The sequence below is a fragment of the Caulobacter sp. CCNWLW153 genome (assembly GCF_036889365.1).
GTDB lineage: Bacteria > Pseudomonadota > Alphaproteobacteria > Caulobacterales > Caulobacteraceae > Caulobacter > Caulobacter radicis.
The window spans coordinates 46,650-69,276 of record NZ_JBAKFV010000002.1; the positions used below are offsets into that span (position 1 = coordinate 46,650).

The window sequence follows — 22,627 nt, forward strand, 5'->3', positions numbered from 1 at the left end:
GGATGGCGCTTGCACTTAAGCCCCATCCGCTAGGCGGGGCTCTGGCTGGGTCGCTCGGCTTTAGAGCGTGCGGACCCGGCCGATCCCGCGAGGCGAGGTCGGATGGTGGTGGTGGCCGTGGTGGTGCGGCGTGCGGGTCATCGCGGCGGCCTATAGCCCAGCCGCCGGGGCTTGTCATCCCACGGGACAACCCTCGCTGAAATAAGCGTGCGCGTCGTGGTTGGCGATCTCGATCGTGATCCGGTCAGGATCCTCGAACATCAGGCCGTGATAGCCGCCGCGATAGTCGGAGGCGTAGCGGCCCTGGCCGAGCAGCGGCACGGCCAGGGCGTGCAGATGGCGCTGCATCATGTCCAAGTCCTCGGCCTCGGGCACGACCAGGGCCAGGTGGTGCAGGCCGGGCGCCTTGCGATGGTGACCGCGATCGAGGAAGCGGACCTCGGCCTGGGCCAGGACGATCACCAGGTCGGCCTGGTTGGTAAGGCGACGGTAGCGTCCGGCCTCGCCGTCCGCCCCGACGACGCCCAGCGGTTCGAGGACACGAAGATAGAACGCCTCCGATCGCGCCAGATCGGAGACGTTGAGGGCCAGGTGGCTGAACCGCGCGAGCGGCATGGGGTCTCCAGGGCGCGGGAGCGGCGCGCGTGCGCCGCCCCCCGGCCAGGCTCAGTGGATCACGACCTCGCCATGGTGTCGATGGAACAGGGTCAGCACGTCGAAGGACATCACCTTGCCCTTCACGTCGCGGGCGTCCGTCTCGATCACCGCCGACCTCAGATCCTTGATCGTCACATCGGTGACGGTCACGGCCGGATCGTCGAAGGCGATCCGCACCTTGCCGGGCTCGAGGTCGCAGTCGGCCTGGATCTTCAGCTCCACCTTCGAGCCGCTGGCGGTGGCCGTGGCCTGGGGCAGCGGCAGGGGCATGTCCCAGGTCTCGAAGTGCAGGCGCGAGGAAATCGGCTCGCCCAGGTCGTTGGACTCGACGAACAGGTAGTCCATGCTGACCATGTTGGCCTTCTGCCCGGCGCTGTAGCACTCCGAGGCCGAGAAGCCCGCGACCAGCGGCATCTCGTAGTTCAGCAGGGCCGAGGGCGGGAAGTAGATGCCGCCCGCCGACGAGTTGCTGGAGAACAGCTGTCCCTCCTCGGTGCTCAGCACCATGATCAGGCCATGGCCGTCGCTCACGCCGTTGCCGAAGCTGTTGCGGCCGCCGACCGTGCTGGGAAACACCTCGACCGCGACCTTGCGGGTCAGGCCCTTAACCCGGATCGCCTCGACCAGGGCCTTCTCAGCGACCACGTAGTTCACCGCCAGGGCTTCGTCGCGATCGTTGAGGGCCAGGGGCACATGGAAGCTGCCGCCCTTGTCGACGATCGGCTTGGCGTAGCCGGGCGCCGGCGTGAAGCCCTTCAGTCCCGACAGGTCGATCGGCTCGGGCTTGGAATAGCGGCGGCCGCCATCGCTGGAGCGGATCAGCGCCGGCACGGGCTGATCGTTCTTAAGAAGGTCGACGCGGGCCAGCACCTCGTCGCCGTAGATGGCGAACGACACCCCGCCGAGGGCCTCCTCGGCCACCACCTGCTCCTCGCCCAGCTTGCCGCCCTCGATCCGGCGCAGATAGAGCTTGCCGCTCGCACGGTCCTTGTAGCCGAGCACGCCGAACGGCGGGGCCTTGGTCTGCACGCGGCCGACCGGAACCTGGCTGAAGGCCAGGAACGGGAAGTCGACGTCGGCGGCCTTGGTCTTCACCGCCTCGCCATCGAGCCACAGCGTGCGGCGGCCGGGCGCGCCGGCGATCCAGGCCACGCCGGGCTGGCCGCTGAACTTGTCGAGCGCCAGGGCGTAGCGCCAGACGGGCGCGCGGGTCAGGACGCGCCGCTCGATGCGCTGACCCGTGTTGCGCTCGACGTTCGGGCCCGCGTACTGGCTGAGGATCAGCGCGCCGGCCTCCACCCCCGCCGCCCAGGTCACCCGCCGCATGTCGTCGCGCGTGATGACCACCTGCGGCCCGAGGAGATAGCGGTCGCTGTCGATCTGGGTAGAGAGGGTGCGCTGCTGGTGCACCGCGCCTTCCGGCAACCAGTTGCGGGCGAGAATTTCCCGCGGCGTCGGACGGCCGTCGAAAATGGCGTCCGACAGGCCCTCGGTGGCGGCCAGGGCCGCGACTCCATAACCCACGCCGGCCTTCTTGGATTGCTCACGCCGAGTGATCACGCGCATGGCGTCCTCCCTTTGATGAAGCTGATTTTCCGATGACGAAAGCGGGTTGTTGCCGAAACTTCGGCGCGCCCTCGGGACCTTCCCGGACCCGACAGCGACACAAGATACTCAACCTATGATTTTATCAAGCCCACCCTCAGCACGGAGTCGTGATCGCGCCGCCGCTTCCCCGCGCGCACCGGCTTGACAGCACGCACCGGTCAAGCCACATCTCCGCCCAACAACAAATTGGCCTGACCAATATGAGGGAGAGGTCCATGCGACGTTCGTTGACGCTTCTGGGCGCCGCCAGCCTGCTGGTCCTGGCCGCCGCACCCGCCCTGGCGATCGAGACGCCGTTCAACGACGACTGGCGCATGGCGACCGGCGAGCTTTCGGGCGCGGAAGCCCCGACGTTCGACGACGCCGCCTGGAAGCCGGTCACCCTGCCCCGCGCCTTCAACGAGGACGAGGCCTTCTCGCGCGACATCCACGAGCACTCGACCGGGATCACCTGGTACCGCAAGCGTTTCGTGCTGCCGGCGGACCAGGGCCCGGCGGTCGGCGGCCGCGCCATCCTCGACTTCGAGGGCGTGCGCCAGGCCGGCGAGGTCTATGTCAACGGCGTGCGGGCCGGCGGCCACGAGAACGGCGCCACGGCCTTCGGGGTCGACGCGACCAAGCTGCTCAAGCCCGCCCCCTTCGTGAACGTCATCGCCGTGCGGGTCGACAACGACTGGAAGTACAAGGAACGCGCCACCGGCAGCGGCTTCCAGTGGAACAACAACAACTTCAATGTGAACTATGGCGGCATCCACCGGGCGGTGCGGCTGCACCTGACCGGCGACCTGCACCAGACCCTGCCGCTCTACACCAGCCTGGGCTCCACCGGGGTCTATGTCTGGGCCGACGGCTTCGACATCAGGGGCCGCAAGGCCACGGTCCACGCCGAGAGCCAGGTGCGCAACGACAGCGCCCGCCCGCGCACCTTCGCCTACCGCGTCACGCTGAAGGACGTCGACGGCAAGCCGGCCGGCCAGTTCACCGCCCCGGCCGTGACCATCGCCCCGGGCGAGACCAAGACGGTGTCCGCCAGCCAGCGGCTTTCCGACCTGCATTTCTGGAGCTGGGGCTACGGCTATCTCTATGCGGTGACCACCGAGCTGGTGGAGGACGGCGAGGTCGTCGACAGCGCCCTGACCCGCACCGGCTTCCGCAAGACCGAGTTTCGCAACGGTACCATCTTCCTCAACGACCGCGCCATCCAGGTGCATGGCTACGCCCAGCGCACCAGCAACGAGTGGCCGGCCCTGGGGACCAACATCCCGCCGTGGATCAGCGACTTCTCCAACGGCCTGATGGTGGAAAGCGGCGGCAACCTGGTGCGCTGGATGCACATCGCCCCGGCCCGCCAGGATGTTGAAAGTTCCGACCGCGTGGGCCTGATGCAGGCCATGCCGGCCGGCGACGCCGAGAGCGACGTCTCCGGCCGCCGCTGGGACCAGCGGGTCGAGGCCATGGCCGACGCCATCGTCGCCTTCCGCAACAACCCGTCGATCATCTTCTACGAGGGCGGCAACGAGAACATCAGCGAGGCGCACATGGCCGAGCTGAAGGCCGTGCGCGACCGGCTGGACCCGCACGGCGGCCGCGCCATCGGCTCGCGCGAGATGCTCGACAGCAAGGTCGCCGAGTACGGCGGCGAGATGCTCTACATCAACAAGAGCGCCAAAAAGCCGATGTGGGCCATGGAGTATTCCCGCGACGAGGCCGCGCGGAAGTTCCAGGACGCCTTCACAGCCCCGTTCCACGCCGACAGCCCCAGCTACAACCGCAACCAGGACAGCATGGTCGTCGAGACCGTGCAGCGCTGGAACGACTACTGGGTCGAGCGCCCGGGCGGCGGCGAGCGGGTCAGCGCCGGCGGCGTCAACATCATCTTCTCCGACAGCAACACCCACTTCCGCGGCGACAACAACTATCGCCGCAGCGGCGAGGTGGACGCCATGCGCATCCCGAAGGAGGGCTTCTTCGCCCACCAGGTGATGTGGGACGGCTGGGTCGACGTCGAAAAGCCCCGCGCCCACCTGGTCGGCCATTGGAACTACGCGACCGGCACGGTGAAGGACGTGCTGGTCGTCTCCAGCGCCGACAGCGTCGAGCTGGTCCTGAACGGCAAGTCGTTGGGCAAGGGCGAGAAGTCGGACGGCTTCCTCTTCACCTTCAAGGGCGTGGCCTATGCGCCCGGAACACTGACGGCGATCGCCCGCGACGCCAAGGGCAAGGAAACAGCGCGCGACGAGCGGGTCACGACGGGTCCGGCGGTCGCTCTCAAGCTGACCCCGCGCACCGGCCCCGGCGGCTGGAAGGCCGACGCGGCCGACATCGCCCTCGTGGACGTCGAGGCGGTGGACGCGCAGGGCCGCCGCGTGCCGACCGCTCTCGATCTGGTCAGCTTCGATGTGAGAGGCCCGGCCGAATGGCGCGGCGGCATCGCCCAGGGCGACTCCAAGGGCGCGGTCAAGCCGACCGACACCCCGGTCTCGGCTTCGGGCGAGCCGGTGACCAAGGGCCCAGCCGGCGTCGACGCGGTGACGCAGTACGCCGGCAGCAACCGCAAGGACGACAACTACATCCTGGCCAAGGCCCTGCCGGTCGAGGGCGGGATCAACCGCGTGGCCCTGCGCTCGACCCTGGCGGCCGGCCAGGTGACAGTGATCGCCAAGGCCGAGGGCCTCAAGCCCGCGACCCTGACCCTGGACGCCGTGGCCGCTCCTGCCGAGCCGCCCCTGCCGCCCGTCAGCCTGGCGCGCGGTCCCACGCCCTCGACGCCGGCCTTCAAGATCCGACGCGACACGATCAAGGCCGTGGACATCACCGCCGGCTCGAACGCAGGCGCGGTCTCGGCCACGGTCGACGACGACGAGGCCACCCACTGGGCCAGCGACGGCAAGCTGGAGAACGCCTGGATCGAGTACCGCCTGGCCAAGCCCCAACAGGTGGACGAGATCTCGCTGAAGCTGATCGGCTGGCGCATCCGCTCCTACCCGCTGCGGATCACCATGGACGGCAAGGTCGTCTACGAGGGCGAGGCGCCCAAGAGCCTGGGCTACGTGACCCTGCCGCTGAAGGCCGCCAAAGGCTCGCGCCTGCGCATCGCCCTGGCCGGCGCCACGGCCGACCGCGACGCCTTCGGCAAGATCGTCGAGGTCACCGGCGCCAAGGGCGGCTTCGACACCGGCGCCGAGAAGGTCAAGACCGGCGGCGCGCTGAGCATCATCGAGGCGGAGTTCTACAAGAAGCGGTAGCCCCTTCTCTTCCCGTCATTCCCGCCCTCGTGGCGGGAACCTCTGGTTCCGCCCGCAGGTGAGGCGCAAGCGGCGTGCCGAGCACGCCGCCCCATCCGCGCTTGCGGCTGACAGAGGGGTTCCCGCCACAAGGGCGGGAATGACGGGAGCTGAGAAGGCAATACCTCCCTGAACTTCCTGTAATGATTTCGGATATTTAATCCACATTTCCTGCGTTTAATTTGAGAACGCCGGTCGCGCGCGGCAAGACCTTCCCCGGGATTGAGGGGAAAGTTCATGTCGAAGACCGTCTTGTTCGCCACCGCGGCCGCAGCCCTGCTCGCCGCCGGCGCGGCCCATGCCGCAGACAGCGCCCAGGCCGCCCAGGCGCCGGTTCCGACCGGCCCGGTCAGCGAGGCGCCGCTGGACGACGCGACCCAGAAGGGCGTGCTGATCTTCGTGCCGGACTTCTTCACCAGCCTGCGCCCCAACACCGCGTTGGACATGGTCAATCGCCTGCCCGGCTTCGTGCTCAACGACGGCGCGGGCACGCGCGGCTTCGAGGGCGCGGTCGGCAACGTGCTGGTCAACAACAACCGCCCCGCCTCCAAGGCCGAGACCGGCTCCAACGTCCTGCAGCGCACCCCCGCCAGCCAGGTCGAGCGCATCGAGCTGATCCGCGGCGGCGCGCCCGGCATCGACATGCAGGGCTATGGCGTGGTCGCCAACGTGATCCTGAAGAAGGGCGCGGTCCGCCAGTCGATCCTGACCGTGAACAGCCAGATCTTCGACGGCGGCCACGACGTCTGGGGCGGCTCCTACCAGTTCACCGCCCGCGACGGCGACAAGAGCTGGGGCGTCACCCTGTCGGACGGCACCAGCAGCAGCGACTCCAACGGCGCGGGTCGCTCGGTGCGTCGCGACGGCGCTGGCAACATCCTGCGCGACGAAGCCTTCGTGAACGACGGCTACGGCGGCGGCCGCTCGATCCGTGGCAACTATGCCGGCCCGCTGGCGGGCGGCAAGATCGACGCCACCGCCCGTTACGGCGTCAACGACTGGCAGGACTGGCAGGAGCTGACCTCGCCGACCTCCAAGCGCCGCACCGCCTATGAGGAAGACAGCCGCTCGGGCGAGCTGGGCCTGACCTACACCCGCCCCCTGGCCCCGCGCTGGAACCTCGAGACCCGGGTGATGCACGAGTTCGAGAAATTCGACAGCGAGGCCACCAGCGACGCCACGCTCAGCGGCGTCGTCAGCCCGCAGGAGCTGTTCGGGGCCGAAGGCGACTCCTCGGAATCCATCCTGCGCGCCACCATCCGCCACGAGCGCAAGCCCGGCCTGACCTTCGAGTTCGGCGGCGAGGTCGCCTACAACATGCTCGACGTGAAGCAGGCCTATTCGGTCGGCGGGACGGCGGTTCCCCTGCCCTCGGCCTCGGTCAAGGTCGAGGAGACGCGCGGCGAGGCCTTCCTGAAGACCACCTGGCGGGTGAACCCCAAGCTGACCCTCGAGGGCGGCGTGCGCCTGGAGACCTCGACGATCAGCCAGTCGGGCGACGCCGACCAGGAGAAGAGCTTCTTCTACGCCAAGCCCCGCTTCCAGGCGACCTGGACGCCCAAGGCCGACCACCAGCTGCGCTTCCGTTTCGAGCGCGAACTGGGCCAGCTGGACTTCGGCGACTTCGCCGCCTCGGCCGAGTTCGGCGACGGCACGGTCTATGGCGGCAATGTCGACCTGGAGCCCGAGCAGCGCTGGATCTCGGAGCTGACCTACGAGCGCCGCTTCTGGGGCGAGGGCGTGGTGTCGATCGGCTGGCGCCACGACGAGATCATCGGCGTCATCGACCGCCTGCCCCTGCCCGGCGGCCTGTCGGCGACCGGCAACATCGGCGACGGCACGCTGGACAAGCTGTCGCTGAACATCGTCGTGCCCACCGACAAGCTGGGCGTGAAGGGCGGCCGCCTGACTTTCAAGAACGACTGGAACGAGACCCACGTCACCGACCCGACCTCGGGCGAGGACCGTCCGATCACCCAGATCCGCCCGACCCAGGCCAACATCGGCTTCCAGCAGGACCTGATGCGCGGCCAGGTGCAGTGGGGGATCAACTGGCTGCCGCTGCTGGGCCAGCGCACCTACGATCCGGACCAGACCAACGGCTGGCGCGGCGCGAACTACTACGAGGCCTTCGCCGAATACAAGCCGACCAACACCCTGGCCATCCGCGCCCAGCTGAACGTCTGGGACGACTTCGTCGTCACCCGCACGGTCTATGCCGACCGCGTGACGCGCCCGGTGCGCTACCAGGAAGTCCGCGACATCGACCCGCGGACCTTCGTCAGCCTGCGGGTGCGCAAGACGTTCTGATGATCGAGATCCCTCTCCCCTTGTGGGAGAGGGTGGCCTCCGAAGGAGGTCGGGTGAGGGGTCGCACGTACGAGAACGCCGCGAAAGCCGATCAGCTTTCGCGGCGCCCAAAGTTTGAGAGACCCCTCATCCGTCGGCTTTCGCCGACACCTTCTCCCGCAAGGGAGAAGGGCGTGGAGCTTACTTCTTCAACCGCTCGATCAGCGCGGTCGTCGACGGATCGTGGCTGCCCACGGCGCCGGCTTCCAGTTCCGGCAGGATGCGACCCGCCATCACCTTGCCCAGCTCGACGCCCCATTGGTCGAAGCTGTTGATCCCCCAGATCACGCCCTCGACGAAGGTCTTGTGCTCGTAGAGGGCGATCAGGGCGCCGAAGGTCTGCGGCGTCAGGCGGTCGAGCAGCACCAGGGTCGACGGCCGGTTGCCGGCGAAGGTGCGCTGCGGGGCCAGGGTCGCGATCTCGGCGTCCGAGACGCCCTTGGCCTGAAGCTCGGCGACCACGTCTTCGGTGGTGCGACCCACCATGAAGGCTTCGGCCTGGGCCAGCAGGTTCGACAGCAGCTTCTCGTGCATGCCGGCCGGACCTTCATCCGACTTGGCCAGGCCGATCAGCTCCATCGGGGTGATGTCGGTCCCCTGGTGCATACACTGGAAATAGGCGTGCTGGACGTTGGTGCCCTCGTCGCCGAACACGACGGTGGCCGTGCCGCGCTGGGCGGGCTTGCCGTCCGGGCCGACCGACTTGCCGTTGCTCTCCATTTCCAGTTGCTGGAGGAAGGAGGCCAGGCGGCGCAGACGGTGCGAGTACGGAACAACCGAGCGGGCCCGGCGATCAAGGCCGTTGCGGTTGAAGATCTGGGCCAGGGCGACCAGCACCGGGGCGTTCTTCTCGAGCGGCGCGCTGGCGAAGTGGGCGTCCATCTCGGCGGCGCCGTCGAGGAAGCCCTGGAACACGTCCCAGCCGGCGGCCACGGCCACCGACAGGCTGACCGCCGACCACAGCGAATAGCGGCCGCCGACCCAGTCCCAGAAGCCGAACACCCGCTCGTCCGCCACCCCGAAGGCCGAGGTCTTGTCCAGCGCGGTCGACACGGCGGCCAGATGGACGTTGGCGCCCTCTTCGCCGAGGGCCGCGACCAGCCAGGCGCGGGCGGCGGCGGCGTTGGACATGGTCTCCTGGGTTGTGAAGGTCTTGGACACCACCACGACCAGGGTTTCTTCCGGATCGAGATCGGCCGTGGTCAGCAGGAATTCCGCGCCGTCCACATTGGCCACGAAGCGCAGGTCGATCGCAGGCGCCGCCGGGCGCAGGGCGTCCCACAGCAGGCGCGGGCCAAGGTCGCTGCCGCCGATGCCGATGTGCAGGATGGCCTTGAACGGCTTGCCGGTGGCGCCCTTGATCGCGCCCGACCGGACGGCCTCGGAAAAGGCCTTCATCCGCTCACGGACGGCCTCGACCTCGGCCATCACCGGAACGCCCTGGGCCTTGATGTCGGCGTTGCTTTTGGCGCGCAGGGCGACGTGCAGCACGGCGCGGCCTTCGGAGCTGTTGATCGCCTCGCCGCCCAGCATGCGGGCGCGAGCGGCCTCGACGCCGGCGGCGTGGGCGAGGTCGAGCGCGGCTTCCAGGCCGGCCTCGTCCCAGGCCTGCTTGGAGAGGTCCAGATGCAGGCCGGCGACGTCGAGGGTCAGGGTTTCGAGACGCTGGGGCTCGGTGTCGAAGAACTCGACGATGCGCTTCTCCCCGGCGGCCTTGGCGGCGGTTTCCAGGCGGGTCCAGGCGGCGTCGAGATCGGACACTGGCAACTCCTATGTGTGGTAAAACGGCGTTTACGAGGGCGGGCTTACCAAAGGTCAGTCTCGGCGTCATGAAGACCAATGACGTTTTTCGACCGGAGTAGCCGATGTCCTGCGACGCGATCGCTTTTTCCGCCATGCTGTGGTTGGCTTCGACCGGTTCGGCGGCGCCGGTGAACCAGGCTCCGGCCGTGGTCCAGCCCGGCCAGGCCCCGCCTTCGGTGGCGGGCGAGCCCCTCTTCGCCGACATCGTCAAGCGCGCCGGCGCCCTGAAGACCCGCGTCGAGGGCTATCGCGAGGCCCTGCCCAAGGATCCCGCCGCCCCGGCGGCGGCCCTGCCGGGCTTTGCCGCCTTCAAGGCCGAGATCGAGGCGCTGTCGGCGCTGGACATGAAGGGCCACGTCACCCTGAAGGAGCGCGGCGCGGTCGACGACCTCAAATGCATCCTGCGCGGCATCAGCCAGGACCTGCCCGAGAAGCTGACGGCGATGGCCGACGCCAAGACCGTCAAGACCCAGGACCAGGCCCTGCGCGACATGGTCTACCTGCTGAACGACAACGTCGAGGTCATCACGGCGCCGCCGCAGCCCGCGGCTTGAGCACCGCCCTCTCTCACCTACTCCGTCATCCCGGCCGCAGCGAAGCGCAGAGCCGGGACCCAGGGGCCGCCGCATTGCGCCGACGAGCGCCTTGGAGGCTGACTTGAAGCCGCGTCCAGTCCCCTGGGTCCCGGATAAGCGCTGCGCGCCTTCCGGGATGACGAGCAAGGAGAAAGGGAAAGGGTCTTCCGACTACGCGTCCTTGTACTTCACCGCGCAGCCGTACGGCTGGCTGGCGGGAACCGCCACCTTGCGGCCGGCCTTGAGGTCCGAAAGCGCGGCGGCGACGTAGTTCTTGGCCGTGGCGATGTCCTCGACCTTGTTGGACGGCTTGTCGTCGATGGCGCCCTGGTAGACCAGTTGGCCGGCCGGATCGATGACGTACATGTGCGGCGTGGTCTTGGCCTTGTAGGCGGTGGCGACCACGCCCTCTGGATCGAGCAGCAGGGTGGTCGGCTTGGCGCCCTTGGCGCTCATCCAGGTCTTGGCCTGGGCGCCGTCGGCGAAGTAGCCCTGCTTGCCGGGCGCCGAGGAGGCGACGCTCAGCCAGACCACGCCGTCGGCGGTGGCGGCCTGCTGTAGGCCCTGCATGTTGCCCGAATAGTGCTTCTTCACATAGGGGCAGCCCTCGTTGACCCATTCGAGCACGACGGTCTTGCCCTTGAACTCGGAGAGCGAGCGGGTCTTGCCGTCGATGTCCCTGGCGGTGAAGGCCGGGGCCGGCGCGGCGAAGGCGAGACTGGGCGCGAGCACGACCAGCGGGGCGCTGGCGACGATCAGGCGACGGGTGATCATGGGAACCTCCGGAAGCGGGATGGCCGGTGTTGCGAGACACTCTCACGGATCGCCCTGCGGTGGAACAGCGCAGCGCGCGCGCAATCCTTTGTCTTGCGGCCGAAAGCTTGGCCATGAAGGCTTGATCCGCCGCATTTCGGCCGCCAGAAGACGGCATCGCTTCGCCGTTTTCCTCCCGCCCCGCACGATCATGACGCTTCGCTCCAAGCTTTCGCTCGCCCCGCTGGTCGCAACGGGCCTCGCCTTGGGCCTGGCCGTCGCCGGCTGCACGACGACCAAGGAGACGACCGTCTTCGTGCCGGTGGTGGCGCCGACGCCGCCCAGCTCGCTGACGCCGCAGCCGGTGATGCTGTTCAACCAGTCCAAGGAGGGCCGCAAGCTCTTCACCCTGGAGGCGGAGTTCCCCTACTGCGACGTCGAGACCGGCAAGGTCATCGTCGTGCCGCGCTGGTACGTCACCGACTTCGCCAGCGTGCCGTGGTACGGCCAGGGCTTCGTCGACCCGCAGGGCCCTACGGCCCGCGCCGCCATCGTCCATGACTGGCTGTACGCCATCGGCGAGAAGGACAAGCGGGCCGAGGCCGACGCCATCTTCCTGCGGGCGATGCTTAAGTACGGGGTCAAGCCGTTCCAGGCCAATATCGCCTACCAGGCGGTGAAGACCGGCGGCGAGAAGGGCTACGGCCTTCCCGGCGACTGGCGGTTCATCGATCCGCGCCGCCAGACCGTCGCCCAGCCGCCGCCCTTCGCCAAACCCAGGACCGGCGCGGTCAGGATCATCCCGCGCTGCCAGGGCTTCGAGGCCCTGATCCAGACCGGCTGGCGGGCCTATCCCCTGCCCAAGCCCGTCGTCGTCGCCCCGCCGCCGGTGACGACCACCCGCACGCCGATGGACGGGGTGAAGGAACGTCTGCCCTGGGGCGGCAGGAAGAAATAACGCGGCCCTCGCGACGAAGCGCGAGGGCCTGATCCGCTATTTCGGCGGCAGGACCGTCCAGGTGCCGTCGCTGCCGTTGTTGTTCAGAAGGCTGTTGCTGTTCGAGAAGATCTGGCCGCCCGACACTTCGTGGAAGCCCGTGGTGTTGCCCACGACGGTCGAACCGGCGACCGTGATCAACGCCTGCGCCGAACCATTGGACGCCGCGCCGAAGTTGTTGTTCGACATGATCGACTGGTTGACCGCCAGGATCGACGAGCCGCCGCCGGCGGTGTCGAAGGCGGCGGCGCCGGCCACCACGTTGTTCGACATCTCGCTGCGGCCCACCGAAACGACGGCGTTGCCCGAACTGGCGCTGGCGTCCGAACGCACGCCAGCCTGGTTGTTGTTCATGAAGCTGTTGGAGATCGAGGCGACCGCGGTGGCCGAACCGGTCGGGGCCACATGGACGCCGATGCCGACATTGTCCGAGATCGTCGAGTTGTCGATCGCCAGCTTCGCCACACCCGAACTCGGCGCGAAGAACACGCCGGGCCCGCCCTGGGCGCGGACGATTACGCTGTCGAGCGTCAGGGAGCCGCCGGCGAGGAACCGCACGCCATAGGTCCCGGTCTTCGACCCCATGATCTCGATGCCGCGGATATAGACCGCGTCGTTGGCGCCGGCGTTGACGATGATCCCGCTGGTGCCGGTGTTGGTGATCCCCGCGGTGCCTTCAGGGGCGATGATCGCGATCGCCTTGGTAATCGTCACCGAGCCGTAGCCGCCCGGGTCCAGCACGTTGATCTGGCCACCGGCGGCAGTCTTGCTGATCGCACCGGCGAAAGTCTTGCACGGCGCGGTTCGAGAGCACGGATTGGCGTCGTCTCCGACACCCGAGACCCAGGTTCGGGTCGCCTGCGCCGCGGCTAGTTGCGGCATAGCTCCGATGGCGACAGCCATCACGACGAACTTCAAAAGCGATTTCATTTGTCTCTGCCTCATGTTTTCACGGACAGCGGACGCTCGAGCTACTTCGCTTTGAAGTGGTTAACCTATTTCAAGTTGTAGTTAAAGGCGTCAAAATCGGCATCGTAGATTTTGTTGACGATCTGGATCGTCTCGGGCGGCAGGCTTGGCCGTTTCCGCTCCGAATTTTCCACGTGGTGACCGAAGGGTTCGCCGATTCCCGTGGCCTGGCGCACGACCTCCATGTCGGCGGCGAGGGTCTCGAACCGCGCGACGAAGTCGAGCTCCTCGTCGAGAATGTTGCCGTAGACCGACCCCGGCCGATGGCGCGGCGATAGCAGTTGCGCGCGGTCGAAGAAACGATGGTCGTGCTCGATCACCACCGCTTCGCCGAACCGGGCGTGGTAGGTCGAGAAATCGACCTGGCCGTCCTCCCCCTGCACCAGCCCGAAATGCTCGGCGTACTTGAGGCAGGAGATGATGCGGTCGTAGGGATTCCGGACGATCGAGAACTTGAAGTAGTCGTCCCAGAACTCGGCGTAGGCGGCCTTGGCCTGGCTGGCGAGCAGATGCTTGCTGCCGGCGTCTATCGTCCACCAGTCACCCCCGGCGATCCAGGTCTCGATGCTGGTTCCCGCGCAGCGCGGAATGTGTACGAAGATGCAGCGATACTGGTGGGATATCATCGAGGCCTCTAGGCCAGCCGGCGCCAGCCGCCCCCTTTTCCCCAAACCACGTGCATACGCAATAGGAGACGTCGCGCGCTAGAGGGCGACGCGCGGCCTCAACCCTTCGCCGCCTTTTCAACCGCCTCGATCACCAGGCCCTCGGTCAGCAGCTGGGGCAGGATGACAGGCGCGCCGGCGCCCTTGGGATAGACCAGATAGAGCGGCACGCCCGCGCGGCCGTGCTCGGCCAGGGCGGCGGCGATGGCCGCGTCGCGCCTGGTCCAGTCGGCCTTCAAGAGGACGGCGTTCTGGGCCTTGAAGGCGTCGGCCAGGCGCGGACCGGCGAGCGCCGTCTTCTCGTTGACCTTGCAGGTCACGCACCAGTCGGCGGTGAAGTCGACCATCACCACCTTGCCCTCGGCCTGCAGGGCGGCGACGCGCGCGGGGCTCCAGGGCTCGGCGGCCAGGCCCGGGCCGGCGGCCTCGGCGACCTGCGCGCCGACGGCGGGAACCGGGGCCTTCAGGGCGCCGATCGTCAGGAGAACACCGCCCGCCAGGCCGGCGAGAGCGAAGCCGAAGGCGACCAGCGGGGTCTTGCCGGCGAACCGGCGCGTCTCGCCCAGGCCATAGGCCCAGGCGGCGAAGGCGACCAGCACGGCGGCGGCCAGCAGCAGGGCCAGCGCCACGCCGCCGGCCTGCTGGCTGAACACCCAGACCAGCCAGGCGGCCGCGCCGTACATCGGAAAGGCCAGGGCGTGCTTGAGCACGTCCATCCAGGCGCCGGGCCTGGGCAGCTTCTTCAGCAGCCCCGGCGCGAAGGCCAGGATGACGAAGGGCGCGGCGAAGCCCAGCGCCAGGGCCAGGAACACCAGCAGGGCGAAGGCCGGCGGCTGGGTCAGGGCGAAACCGAGGGCGCCGGCCATGAACGGCGCGGTGCAGGGGGCGGCGACGATCACCGCCAGAGCGCCGGTCAGGAAGGCGCCGGCCAGGCCCGAGCCGGCCGAGACGCCGCCCGCCGCGCCCTGGACGGCCGCGCCGACCTCGAACACGCCCGACAGGTTCAGCGCCACCAGCAGCATCAGCAGCGACAGCACGGCGACCACCGCCGGCGATTGCAGCTGGAAGCCCCAGCCCACGGCCTGCCCGCCCGCGCGCACGGCGATCAACAGGCCGGCCAGGGCGAGGAAGGTGGCGACCACCCCGGCCAGGAAGGCCAGGCCCTGGACGCGGGTCTTGCCGGGGTCGTGGGCGTGGGCGGCCAGGCTGGCGGCCTTCAGCGACAGCACCGGGAAGACGCAGGGCATCAGGTTGAGGATCAGGCCGCCGAGAAAGGCGAACAGCAGGGCGACCGGCAGTCCGCCGACGCCGGAGGCCGAACCGACCGAACCGGTCCCTCCGGAGGCTTGCGCGCCGCCGGTCGAACCGGCGCCGGCCGCGGGCAGAGAGCCTAGCCCTACAGACCCCGCGGGGGTCTCGCCGGGCGTGGCGGTGATCTCGTAGGAGCCGCCCTTCAGGGCCAGCACGCCCGAAAGCTCGGTCGGGGCCTCCGTCGCCTCCGGGCCGAAGTCGAAGCCGGCGGTCAGCGAAAGGGTCAGGCCCTCGGCCCCGCGCTCAATCGCCTGGGGCGCGGCGTGGTCGATGGCCTTGCCCGAATAGGGGAAGAAGTAGGCGTCGGCGAAGTCGGCGCCCTTCAGGGCGGCGCCGGTCACCGACAGCTTCAGGGTCTCGCCGTCCTTTCTCCAGGTGGCCTTCAGGCCGGCGGGCTTGGGGGCGGCGGCCAGCACCTGGGCGACCGTCTCGCCCCACTTGGGATCGGGCTTGGCGGGGCCGGCGACGACGGGCAGCGACAGGGTCACCACCGCGTCCTCGGGCACGCAGATCTCCTCGCAGACCAGGAAGGCGGCGGCCGCCTTCAGGGTCACGGTCTGGCCCGGCTTGGCCGAGGCCGGCACGGTGATCGGCACCGGCAGCAACACCTCGCCGCTGTAGGCGTAGTCCTGCAGCGGCCCGACGCGCACGCGCTCGGGCGTCGGCCACACGATGTCGCCGGCGGTCCAGCCCGCGGGCAGGGTCCAGACGATCTTGGTGGCGTCGCCGGCGTCGCCGGGATTGCGCCAGTAGGTGTGCCAGTGGGTCTGGATCTTCTGGCGCAGGGCCACGAACACCGTCGAGCCGGGCACGGCGGCGGCTTCCTGCGAAACCAGCTCCACCTCGATGTGGCCGGTCTTGACCACCTCGGCGCGCGCCGGGGAAGCGGCGGCGGCAAGAAGGGCCAGCGGGGCCAGGACGGCGGCGAACAACCTGCGCAACAGCATCGGCGACCTTGCAAAGAAACTTCGCGATGACACATGGCCCGTGCGCGCGCTCTCGACAACCTTCAAGGCGCCGTGGTCAGGTCGCTCGTCCGCTTTGACGGGCGTATCGACAGGAGAACACCCGTGCCGGCTTCCTTCGACGACATCCAGATCGGTCAGGTGGTGACCCTGGGCGCGACGGTGGTGGACGAGAAGGCGCTGGACGTCTTCATCGCCGCCTTCCAGCCGGGCTGGGATCCTTCGCTGGGCGCGCCCGACGCCATGGTCTTCGCGATCTGGACCCGCCTCGACAGCGAAGCCTCGGCCGACTGGCCCCAGACCAAGCGCGTGGGCGTCGACGCCCTGCGCTGGCTGCGCAACCCGCCGGCCGGCGAACTTCTGCGCGGCCGCATGACGGTGATGGGCAAGGATCCGGTTGGCGAGGGCAAGGGCATCGTCATCGCCCAGCAGGACCTGCTCGACGAGGCCGGGCGCCTGGTCTTCTCGTGCCTGACCCGCAGCATCTTCGCCCGCTGAGGCGGCGCTTGGCCCTCCCGTAGGAGCGTACCCATGATCAACAAGACGCTGATCGCCGGCGGGCTGGCCCTCGCCTTCGCCTGCGTCGGCCCCGCCATGGCCCAGGACGACGAGATCGATCCCAAGACCGTGGACCTGGCCAAGCTGATCGCCTGCGAGACCTACGACGTGCCGAGCTACAATACCGTCGCCTTCTGGCTGGCGGGGACGGAGGGCGCGGACGCCCGCAGGCATTTCGGCCTGACCGAGGTGAAGTCGCCCAACTTCATGCTCAAGCAGTATCGTCTGGCCAGGCCGATCGAGGTGTTCGGCCGCACGACCAGCCTGATCGCCTTCAACAGCTCGGGACCCCTGGCGGTGCTGGACGAAGCCGATCCGCATCCGCTGGCCAAGCAGTTGAAGATCGAGCCGGCGATCGACGTGCCGGCCAAGTTCATGGGCGAGCGGGTGATCTCGGAAAAGACCGAGTCCGCGGACGGCCTGACCACGCAGACCCGCATCACGCTGAACGTCTCGACCGTGACCACGCATCCGGGCAAGACGCTGGCCGGCTGCAGCTACAAGATCGAGGTGCTGTAGGGGGCCTTAAGCCGCCGTCGGGGTCGCGGTCTCGCGGGCCAGCAGCACGTGCACGGCGTCGGCCGAGCGGGCCTGGCGCAGTTGCTCGCGCAGTTCGGGCTGGCGCAACATGCGCGAGACGCGGGCCAGGGCCCGCAGGTGCTGGGTGTTGGCCTCGGGCGGGGCGAACAGGGCCAGGAACAGGTCGACCGGCTTGTCGTCCAGCGCGTCGAAGGCGACGGGAGTTTCCAGGCGCACGAACACGGCCCGCACGCGATCCAGGCCCGGCACGCGGGCATGCGGCAGGGCGACGCCCTGGCCGACGCCGGTCGAACCGGCCCCCTCGCGGTCGATCAGGCCGTCGAGGGCGATGTCGGAATCGAAGCCGAGCACGCGGCCGGCGAAGTCGGCGATGACGCCGAGAACCTGGCGCTTGTCCTTGGCGCTGACGCGCAGGGTCACCGCCCCGTGGTCCAGAAGATCGCCGATAGTCATGGACTTCAACTAGCTCGCTCTATACCGGCCGCCGAAAGCTCGGCCGCCGCGGTCCCGAAACGCGCCGGGACCGCTTAGGCTCCAGCTAGCTCAAGGTCGAGCCGTTTCCGTTCAGCGGCTTGGTGCGCTCGGGGTCGATCCAACCGATATTTCCGTCCGGCCGGCGGTAGACCACCGACAATCCGCCGTGGGCGGCGTTCCTAAACACGATTGCCTGGGACTCGGTCAAGTCCAGTTCCATGACAGCCATGGAAACGGTCATCGTCTTGAGCGAGGCCTGGGTCTCGGCGATCACCATGGCCGACGGGGCGCCGGCGGGGTGGTCCTCCTCGATCGACCAGTCCTCGTCCTCGTGCTCGTCCTCGGGGGCGCGCAGCACGTAGAACGCCGCGTTCTCGGCCTGCTTGGCGGTGGCCGCCTCGGTGTGGCTCTTGAGGCGGCGCTTGTAGCGCCTTATGCGCGTCTCGATCTTGGCCAGGGCCTGGTCGAACGCCACATGGGCGTCGCCGCCAGAGCCGTGGCTCATGAGCTGCTGGCCCGAAGCCAGCTTTACCGAACAATCGACCCGGAAGGCGTAGCCCTCCTTACTGATCACGACGTCGGCGTCACCGCCTCGGTCGAAATACTTGCCGATGCTCAGGGCGATTTCGTCGGCGACTCGCGCTCGCAGAGCCTCACCAACGTCGACATGCTTGCCGGAGATTTGGACTTGCATGCCCTATCAACGCGCCGGTCCGGGGGCGGTGTCAAGCGGGAGCAAAAGGGCCTCAGAAGAGTCCCGAAAAGACCCCGATCAGCCTCTTGACGGCGGCGGTCACGACACCAGCGCTGAGGAACAGCAGCGCGGCGCTGGCGGTCGCCATCAGGTAGCCGAGCAGGGCCAGCAGGCCGTCGCGCTGCAGCAGGGCCAGGGCCAGGACGGCCACGGTCGCGCCTGGAGCAAGGTTTCCAAGGGGAATCGGCAGCACCAGCACCAGGGCCAGCAGCGTGCAGACCACGCCGATGAAGCGTTCGCCGCCGGCCGCGAACATGAAGCCGAGCCTGGGCCGCGTCACCACTTCCAGGCGGCGCAGAACCGGCGTGATGCGCCGGAAAAGCCCCCTTAGGTCGTCGCGCTTAAAGGGTTTTTCCAGCACCCCGCGCGGCAGCCAGGGGGCGTTGGCGCCCCAGGCGATCTGCGGCGCCAGCAGCAGGATCGGCAGCGACAGCAGGGTCGAGGAGCCGGGCGGCAGGGGCAGGCAGTTGAGCAGGCCGAACACCAGCAGCGTGGCCCCGAAGGCGCGGCTGTCGAAGGCTTCCAGCATCTGGCTGACGGTCAGCACCGGGCGCGGGTCGTCCCCGAACCCCTCGATCACGTCTGACAGCTTCTCGTCGCTCATTCCCGGCCCTGGTTCACAAGGCAGGTATAACGCAGGACGAGCGCAAATCGCTTGCGCGAAAACGTCGCTATTCGACGCGGCGCGGGAACGACTACGCGCTTTCCTTGATCAGGCGGCGGCGCTCGACCGAAGAGGGAATGCGCATGGCCTCGCGGTACTTGGCCACCGTGCGGCGGGCGATGTCGACGCCGGCGGTCTTCAGGATCTCGACGATGCGATCGTCGGAGTGGACGTCGCTTTCGGTCTTCTCGGCGTCGACCAGGCCCTTGATCTTGTGGCGGACGCTGGCGGCCGAGTGGGCCTCGCCGCCTTCCGACGACTGGATGGCCGAGGTGAAGAAGAACTTCAGTTCGAACACCCCGCGCGGCGTGGCGACGTACTTGTTGGAGGTGACCCGGCTGACCGTGCTCTCGTGCATGCCGATGGCGTCGGCGACGGTCTTCAGGTTCAGCGGTCGCAGGTGCTCGACGCCGTAGGCCAGGAAGCCGTCCTGCTGGCGCACGATCTCGCTGGCCACCTTAAGGATGGTCTTGGCTCGCTGGTCGAGGCTTTTGACCAGCCAGTTGGCGGTGGCGAAGCTGTCGGAGACGAAGGTCTTTTCCTGGTCGCTGCGCGCGCCCTTGGAGACGCGGGCGTGGTAGCGCTGGTCGACCAGCACGCGCGGCAGGGTGTCGGTGTTCAGCTCGACGTGCCACATGCCGCCGAGGCCCTCGCGCACATGCACGTCGGGCACCAGGGTCTGGGGCGGATCGCTGTGGAAGGCCGCGCCCGGACGCGGGGTCAGGCCGCGGACCTCGGCGATCATCTCGCGCAGGTCCTCGTCGTCGACGCCGCAGATCTTGCGCAGCGCGGCCAGGTCGCGGCGCGCCAGCAGGTCGAGATTGTCGAGCAGGGCGGCGATGGCGGGATCGTAGCGGTTGACGTCGCGCAGCTGCAGTTCCAGGCACTCGCGCACGTCGCGGGCGGCCACTCCGCAGGGCTCGAAGCCCTGGACGACCTTCAGCACGCGCTCGACGCGGTCCAGTTCGCAGCCCAGGCGCTCGGCGATCTCCCAGAGATCGGCGCGCAGGTAGCCGGCCGCGTCGACGGCGTCGATCAGGATGGCGGCGATGGCCTCGTCGGCGGGCGACAGGCCGGCCAGCAGCAGTTGACCGTTCAGGTGTTCGGACAGCGTCTCGGGACGGTTCAGGGCGCCTTCGAAATTGTCGTCGCCCTCGAAGCTGCCGCCGCCGCCGGCGCGCGACCAGTCGATCTGCCCGCCGGCGTGCTCGGCGCCATGGTCCTCGCCGTCGCCGGTGGCGCGCTCGCCGGGCGAGACGTCGTCGCCGGGCGTGTCCATCTCGCGGCTGGCCGAGGCGTCGGAGACGCTTTCCATGCCCAGGTTCTCGACGGCGCGCTCGGGCTCGCCCTCGCGTTCGACCTCGCGGTCGCTGTCGTCGCGCTGCAGCAGCGGATTACGTTCGAGCTCGGCCTCGACGAAGGCTTCCAGCTCGATGTTCGACAGCTGCAGAAGCTTGATCGCCTGCTGCAGTTGCGGAGTGATGACAAGGCCCTGGCCCTGCCGGATATCGAGTCTGGGGCTGAGCGCCAACGCGCCCTCCTGGCAAATCGAACGAAAGTTACGATCGCCATTGAAAGGCCGGTCTGGTTAACGGGGCGCGAACGCCTGCAAATATCGGGCCGGTGCGACCATCCGTCCGTGAAAAAGAAAAAGGCCTTGCGGGACAAGGCCTTTTTCGCAGTCGCCCCGGCAGGCCGCCGCGCCGCAATCATGTCCGAACCGTTTATGCGCGGTCGGAGAAGCTGTCGCCCAGGTAAACCCGGCGCACTTCGGGGTTGTCGACGATCTCCTTGGGGGATCCTTCGAACAGCACCTCGCCGGCGGCGATGATCGAGGCCCGATCGACCATGTCCAGCGTCTCGCGGACGTTGTGGTCGGTGATCAGGATGCCGATGCCGCGGTTCTTGAGATAGTTCACGACCTCGCGGATGTCGGAGATGGCCAGCGGGTCGATGCCGGCGAACGGCTCGTCGAGCAGCATGAACGACGGCTCGCTGGCCAGGGCGCGGGCGATTTCCACGCGGCGGCGCTCGCCGCCCGACAGGGCCACGGCCGGCGACTTGCGGATGTGGGTGATCCGCAGCTCCTCGAGGATGCTGGTCACCGTCTCGCGCGCCACCCGCTGGTTCTTCTGGCGCATCTCGACCACGGCCATGACGTTCTGCTCGACCGTCATGCCGCGGAAGATCGAGGCTTCCTGCGGCAGGTAGCCGACGCCCAGGCGGGCGCGCTGGAACATCGGCTGGGCGGTGATGTCCTCGCCGTCGAGATAGATCGAGCCGTAGTCGGCGGCGATCAGGCCCGTGACCATGTAGAAGGTCGTGGTCTTGCCGGCGCCGTTGGGCCCCAGGAGGCCGACCACCTCGCCGCGCTTGAGGCGCAGCGAGACGTTCTTGACGACCGGCCGGTCGCCGAAGGTCTTGCCGACGCCGTCGACATAGAGGCCGTCCTCGGTCGAACCGCCGCCCAGGGAGTTGAATTGCATCACGGCTCTCAGGGCTTGGGCTTGCTGGCGTCGTCCGCGGTGCTGGGATAGACCACGGCGCGCACGCGGTTCTTCTTGCCCGCGCCCTTGGTGGTCGATTCCATCCGCACGTCGTTGGTCTTGGTGTTGACCACCATGCGGTCGCCGCGGGCCACGTCCTGGCCCTGGATGGCGATGACATTGCCGGTCACGACGATGGTGTTGGAGGCGTAGTCGTAGGTCGCCCGGTCGCCGCGCACGGTCTGCTTGGGCGTGACGTAGAACACCTCGCCCTCGGCCTCGACCCGGTCGACGTTGCCGCAGCCGCTGCCGTCGCCGCTCTTGGCCTTCTTCTGATTGTAGAGGGTCATCTTGGCGGCGCGCAGGCGCGAGGTCTCCTGCAGCACCTCGACGGCGCCGCGGAAGATCGTCTTGCACTGGCTGGAGATGGTCTCCTGCTCGTCGGCCGAGATGTCGACCGGCGCGCTGGAACTGTTCTGCGCCAGGGCCGGAGCGGCCGAAAGCCCCCCAAGGAGGCTCGCGGCGATAGCGACCGCCATTGCTCGTTTCATCGACCTCGCCCTCATCTGTCGCATCGTCCTCTAGTTCCCGTCGCCGTCGACGCGGTCCAGGCGCGTTTTCACGCCGCCCCGGAAAACGATGCGGTCGCCCTTGTCATATACGGAATAAGCGTTGGATTTCACCTGTCCTGTGGGGCCTTCGCCCTGCAGCAGGGTTTCTCCGGTGATCACGCCGGTCTTGGTGTCGACGAAAGCCTCGTCCGACGCGAAGCGATAGCCGCCCCCGTCGTCCATGCGCACGTCGCCGCGCAGCACGAGCTTGAGGGTGTCCTCGCGATAGACGCCGTTCTTGGAGGTGACCCGCGTCGGCTTGGGCTCGTCGGTGCCCAGCGTCAGGGTCGGATCGTCCAGCAGCACGCGCTTGAGGTCGGCGTCGTCGCGGACCGCCGAGCGGGCGGTGATCAGGAAGGCCCGGCCTTCGCTGGACTGGCCGTAGAAGCGCGGGTTGAGCATGCGGATCTGGGCCTGGGGCCTTTCCGGCGCGCGCTCGGCGGCGGTCACCGTGCGCCAGATCACCTGGCCAACGGACGCGCCGACCAGGGCGAGGATGGCCACCGGCAGCAGCAGGCGCGCGCCGCGGACCAGGCGCGAGCGACGGCGCCAGCGCCGCAGATCGCGCTTGAAGCCGCCCCTCATCGCCACGTCCACCACGGCT

20 protein-coding genes and 1 pseudogene are annotated in these 22,627 nt (G+C 68.5%); 6 read left to right on the forward strand and 15 right to left on the reverse strand.

Annotated elements, in window-relative coordinates:
* Positions 1–174: 174 nt before the first annotated feature.
* Together V6S85_RS03930 and V6S85_RS03935 are read right to left on the reverse strand one after the other, a co-directional pair.
* The gene (locus tag V6S85_RS03930; RefSeq protein ID WP_334348123.1) at positions 175–615 is read right to left on the reverse strand and encodes a VOC family protein; all 441 of its coding nucleotides are present in this window, start codon (positions 613–615) and stop codon (positions 175–177) included.
* A 51-nt stretch (positions 616–666) separates the two neighbouring features.
* On the reverse strand, positions 667–2,223 hold the full coding sequence (locus tag V6S85_RS03935; RefSeq protein ID WP_116569515.1) for a hypothetical protein: 1,557 nt from the start codon (positions 2,221–2,223) through the stop codon (positions 667–669).
* 257 nt (positions 2,224–2,480) lie between these two features.
* Here V6S85_RS03935 and V6S85_RS03940 point away from each other — a divergent pair, with 257 nt between their 5' ends.
* The gene (locus tag V6S85_RS03940) at positions 2,481–5,510 is read left to right on the forward strand and encodes a DUF4982 domain-containing protein (protein WP_334348124.1); all 3,030 of its coding nucleotides are present in this window, start codon (positions 2,481–2,483) and stop codon (positions 5,508–5,510) included.
* Positions 5,511–5,786: 276 nt separating this feature from the next.
* Positions 5,787–7,859 (forward strand): TonB-dependent receptor plug domain-containing protein, encoded by a 2,073-nt coding sequence (locus tag V6S85_RS03945; protein WP_116569513.1) that lies wholly within the window; start codon positions 5,787–5,789, stop codon positions 7,857–7,859.
* Positions 7,860–8,039: 180 nt separating this feature from the next.
* On the opposite strand, the gene pgi is transcribed toward V6S85_RS03945, so the two are convergent.
* A complete protein-coding gene (pgi, locus tag V6S85_RS03950) occupies positions 8,040–9,659 on the reverse strand; it encodes a glucose-6-phosphate isomerase (protein WP_334348125.1) in 1,620 nt (539 codons plus the stop codon).
* Positions 9,660–9,763: 104 nt separating this feature from the next.
* On the opposite strand from pgi, the gene V6S85_RS03955 reads away from it, so the two are divergent.
* Positions 9,764–10,255 (forward strand): hypothetical protein, encoded by a 492-nt coding sequence (locus tag V6S85_RS03955; RefSeq protein ID WP_116569499.1) that lies wholly within the window; start codon positions 9,764–9,766, stop codon positions 10,253–10,255.
* Positions 10,256–10,273: 18 nt separating this feature from the next.
* Here the strand turns inward: V6S85_RS03955 and V6S85_RS26545 are convergent.
* Together V6S85_RS26545 and V6S85_RS03960 are read right to left on the reverse strand one after the other, a co-directional pair.
* Positions 10,274–10,421, reverse strand: a pseudogene (locus V6S85_RS26545) (hypothetical protein); the annotation flags it as partial.
* 26 nt (positions 10,422–10,447) lie between these two features.
* Positions 10,448–11,050, reverse strand: a complete 603-nt coding sequence (locus V6S85_RS03960; protein ID WP_116569498.1) for a redoxin domain-containing protein — start codon at positions 11,048–11,050, stop codon at positions 10,448–10,450.
* Positions 11,051–11,240: 190 nt separating this feature from the next.
* Between V6S85_RS03960 and V6S85_RS03965 the strand changes: the two genes are divergently transcribed.
* Positions 11,241–11,987, forward strand: coding sequence for a DUF1353 domain-containing protein (locus V6S85_RS03965; protein ID WP_165829026.1), 747 nt, complete (start codon positions 11,241–11,243; stop codon positions 11,985–11,987).
* Positions 11,988–12,023: 36 nt separating this feature from the next.
* Here the strand turns inward: V6S85_RS03965 and V6S85_RS03970 are convergent, their stop codons facing one another.
* The 3 genes from V6S85_RS03970 to V6S85_RS03980 all read right to left on the reverse strand — a co-directional run bounded on the left by V6S85_RS03970 (position 12,024) and on the right by V6S85_RS03980 (position 15,918).
* Positions 12,024–12,956: a right-handed parallel beta-helix repeat-containing protein gene (locus V6S85_RS03970; RefSeq protein WP_116569497.1), complete on the reverse strand. Its 933-nt coding sequence runs from the start codon at positions 12,954–12,956 to the stop codon at positions 12,024–12,026.
* Between the two features lie 65 nt (positions 12,957–13,021).
* Positions 13,022–13,621 (reverse strand): sulfotransferase family 2 domain-containing protein, encoded by a 600-nt coding sequence (locus V6S85_RS03975; RefSeq protein ID WP_116569496.1) that lies wholly within the window; start codon positions 13,619–13,621, stop codon positions 13,022–13,024.
* Positions 13,622–13,719: 98 nt separating this feature from the next.
* Positions 13,720–15,918, reverse strand: a complete 2,199-nt coding sequence (locus tag V6S85_RS03980) for a protein-disulfide reductase DsbD family protein (protein WP_334348126.1) — start codon at positions 15,916–15,918, stop codon at positions 13,720–13,722.
* A gap of 123 nt (positions 15,919–16,041) precedes the next feature.
* Here V6S85_RS03980 and V6S85_RS03985 point away from each other — a divergent pair, with 123 nt between their 5' ends.
* Positions 16,042–16,434 carry an acyl dehydratase gene (locus V6S85_RS03985; RefSeq protein WP_116569494.1) on the forward strand — a complete coding sequence of 131 codons (393 nt, stop codon included), beginning with the start codon at positions 16,042–16,044 and terminating at the stop codon, positions 16,432–16,434.
* 33 nt (positions 16,435–16,467) lie between these two features.
* Complete coding sequence (locus V6S85_RS03990) at positions 16,468–17,013, forward strand: hypothetical protein (RefSeq protein ID WP_334348127.1); 546 nt, start codon at positions 16,468–16,470, stop codon at positions 17,011–17,013.
* Between the two features lie 6 nt (positions 17,014–17,019).
* Here the strand turns inward: V6S85_RS03990 and ptsN are convergent, their stop codons facing one another.
* The 7 genes from ptsN to lptC all read right to left on the reverse strand — a co-directional run bounded on the left by ptsN (position 17,020) and on the right by lptC (position 22,623).
* A complete protein-coding gene (gene ptsN / locus V6S85_RS03995) occupies positions 17,020–17,487 on the reverse strand; it encodes a PTS IIA-like nitrogen regulatory protein PtsN (protein ID WP_334348314.1) in 468 nt (155 codons plus the stop codon).
* 85 nt (positions 17,488–17,572) lie between these two features.
* Positions 17,573–18,202, reverse strand: coding sequence for a ribosome hibernation-promoting factor, HPF/YfiA family (gene hpf / locus V6S85_RS04000; RefSeq protein WP_116569492.1), 630 nt, complete (start codon positions 18,200–18,202; stop codon positions 17,573–17,575).
* 52 nt (positions 18,203–18,254) lie between these two features.
* A complete protein-coding gene (locus tag V6S85_RS04005; protein ID WP_334348128.1) occupies positions 18,255–18,866 on the reverse strand; it encodes an exopolysaccharide biosynthesis protein in 612 nt (203 codons plus the stop codon).
* 91 nt (positions 18,867–18,957) lie between these two features.
* Positions 18,958–20,457: an RNA polymerase factor sigma-54 gene (gene rpoN / locus V6S85_RS04010; protein WP_116569491.1), complete on the reverse strand. Its 1,500-nt coding sequence runs from the start codon at positions 20,455–20,457 to the stop codon at positions 18,958–18,960.
* 193 nt (positions 20,458–20,650) lie between these two features.
* Positions 20,651–21,412 (reverse strand): LPS export ABC transporter ATP-binding protein, encoded by a 762-nt coding sequence (lptB, locus tag V6S85_RS04015; protein WP_116569490.1) that lies wholly within the window; start codon positions 21,410–21,412, stop codon positions 20,651–20,653.
* Positions 21,413–21,420: 8 nt separating this feature from the next.
* Positions 21,421–21,951, reverse strand: a complete 531-nt coding sequence (locus tag V6S85_RS04020; RefSeq protein WP_243410651.1) for an LptA/OstA family protein — start codon at positions 21,949–21,951, stop codon at positions 21,421–21,423.
* Positions 21,952–21,993: 42 nt separating this feature from the next.
* Positions 21,994–22,623, reverse strand: coding sequence for an LPS export ABC transporter periplasmic protein LptC (gene lptC, locus V6S85_RS04025; protein WP_334348129.1), 630 nt, complete (start codon positions 22,621–22,623; stop codon positions 21,994–21,996).
* Positions 22,624–22,627: the final 4 nt, after the last annotated feature.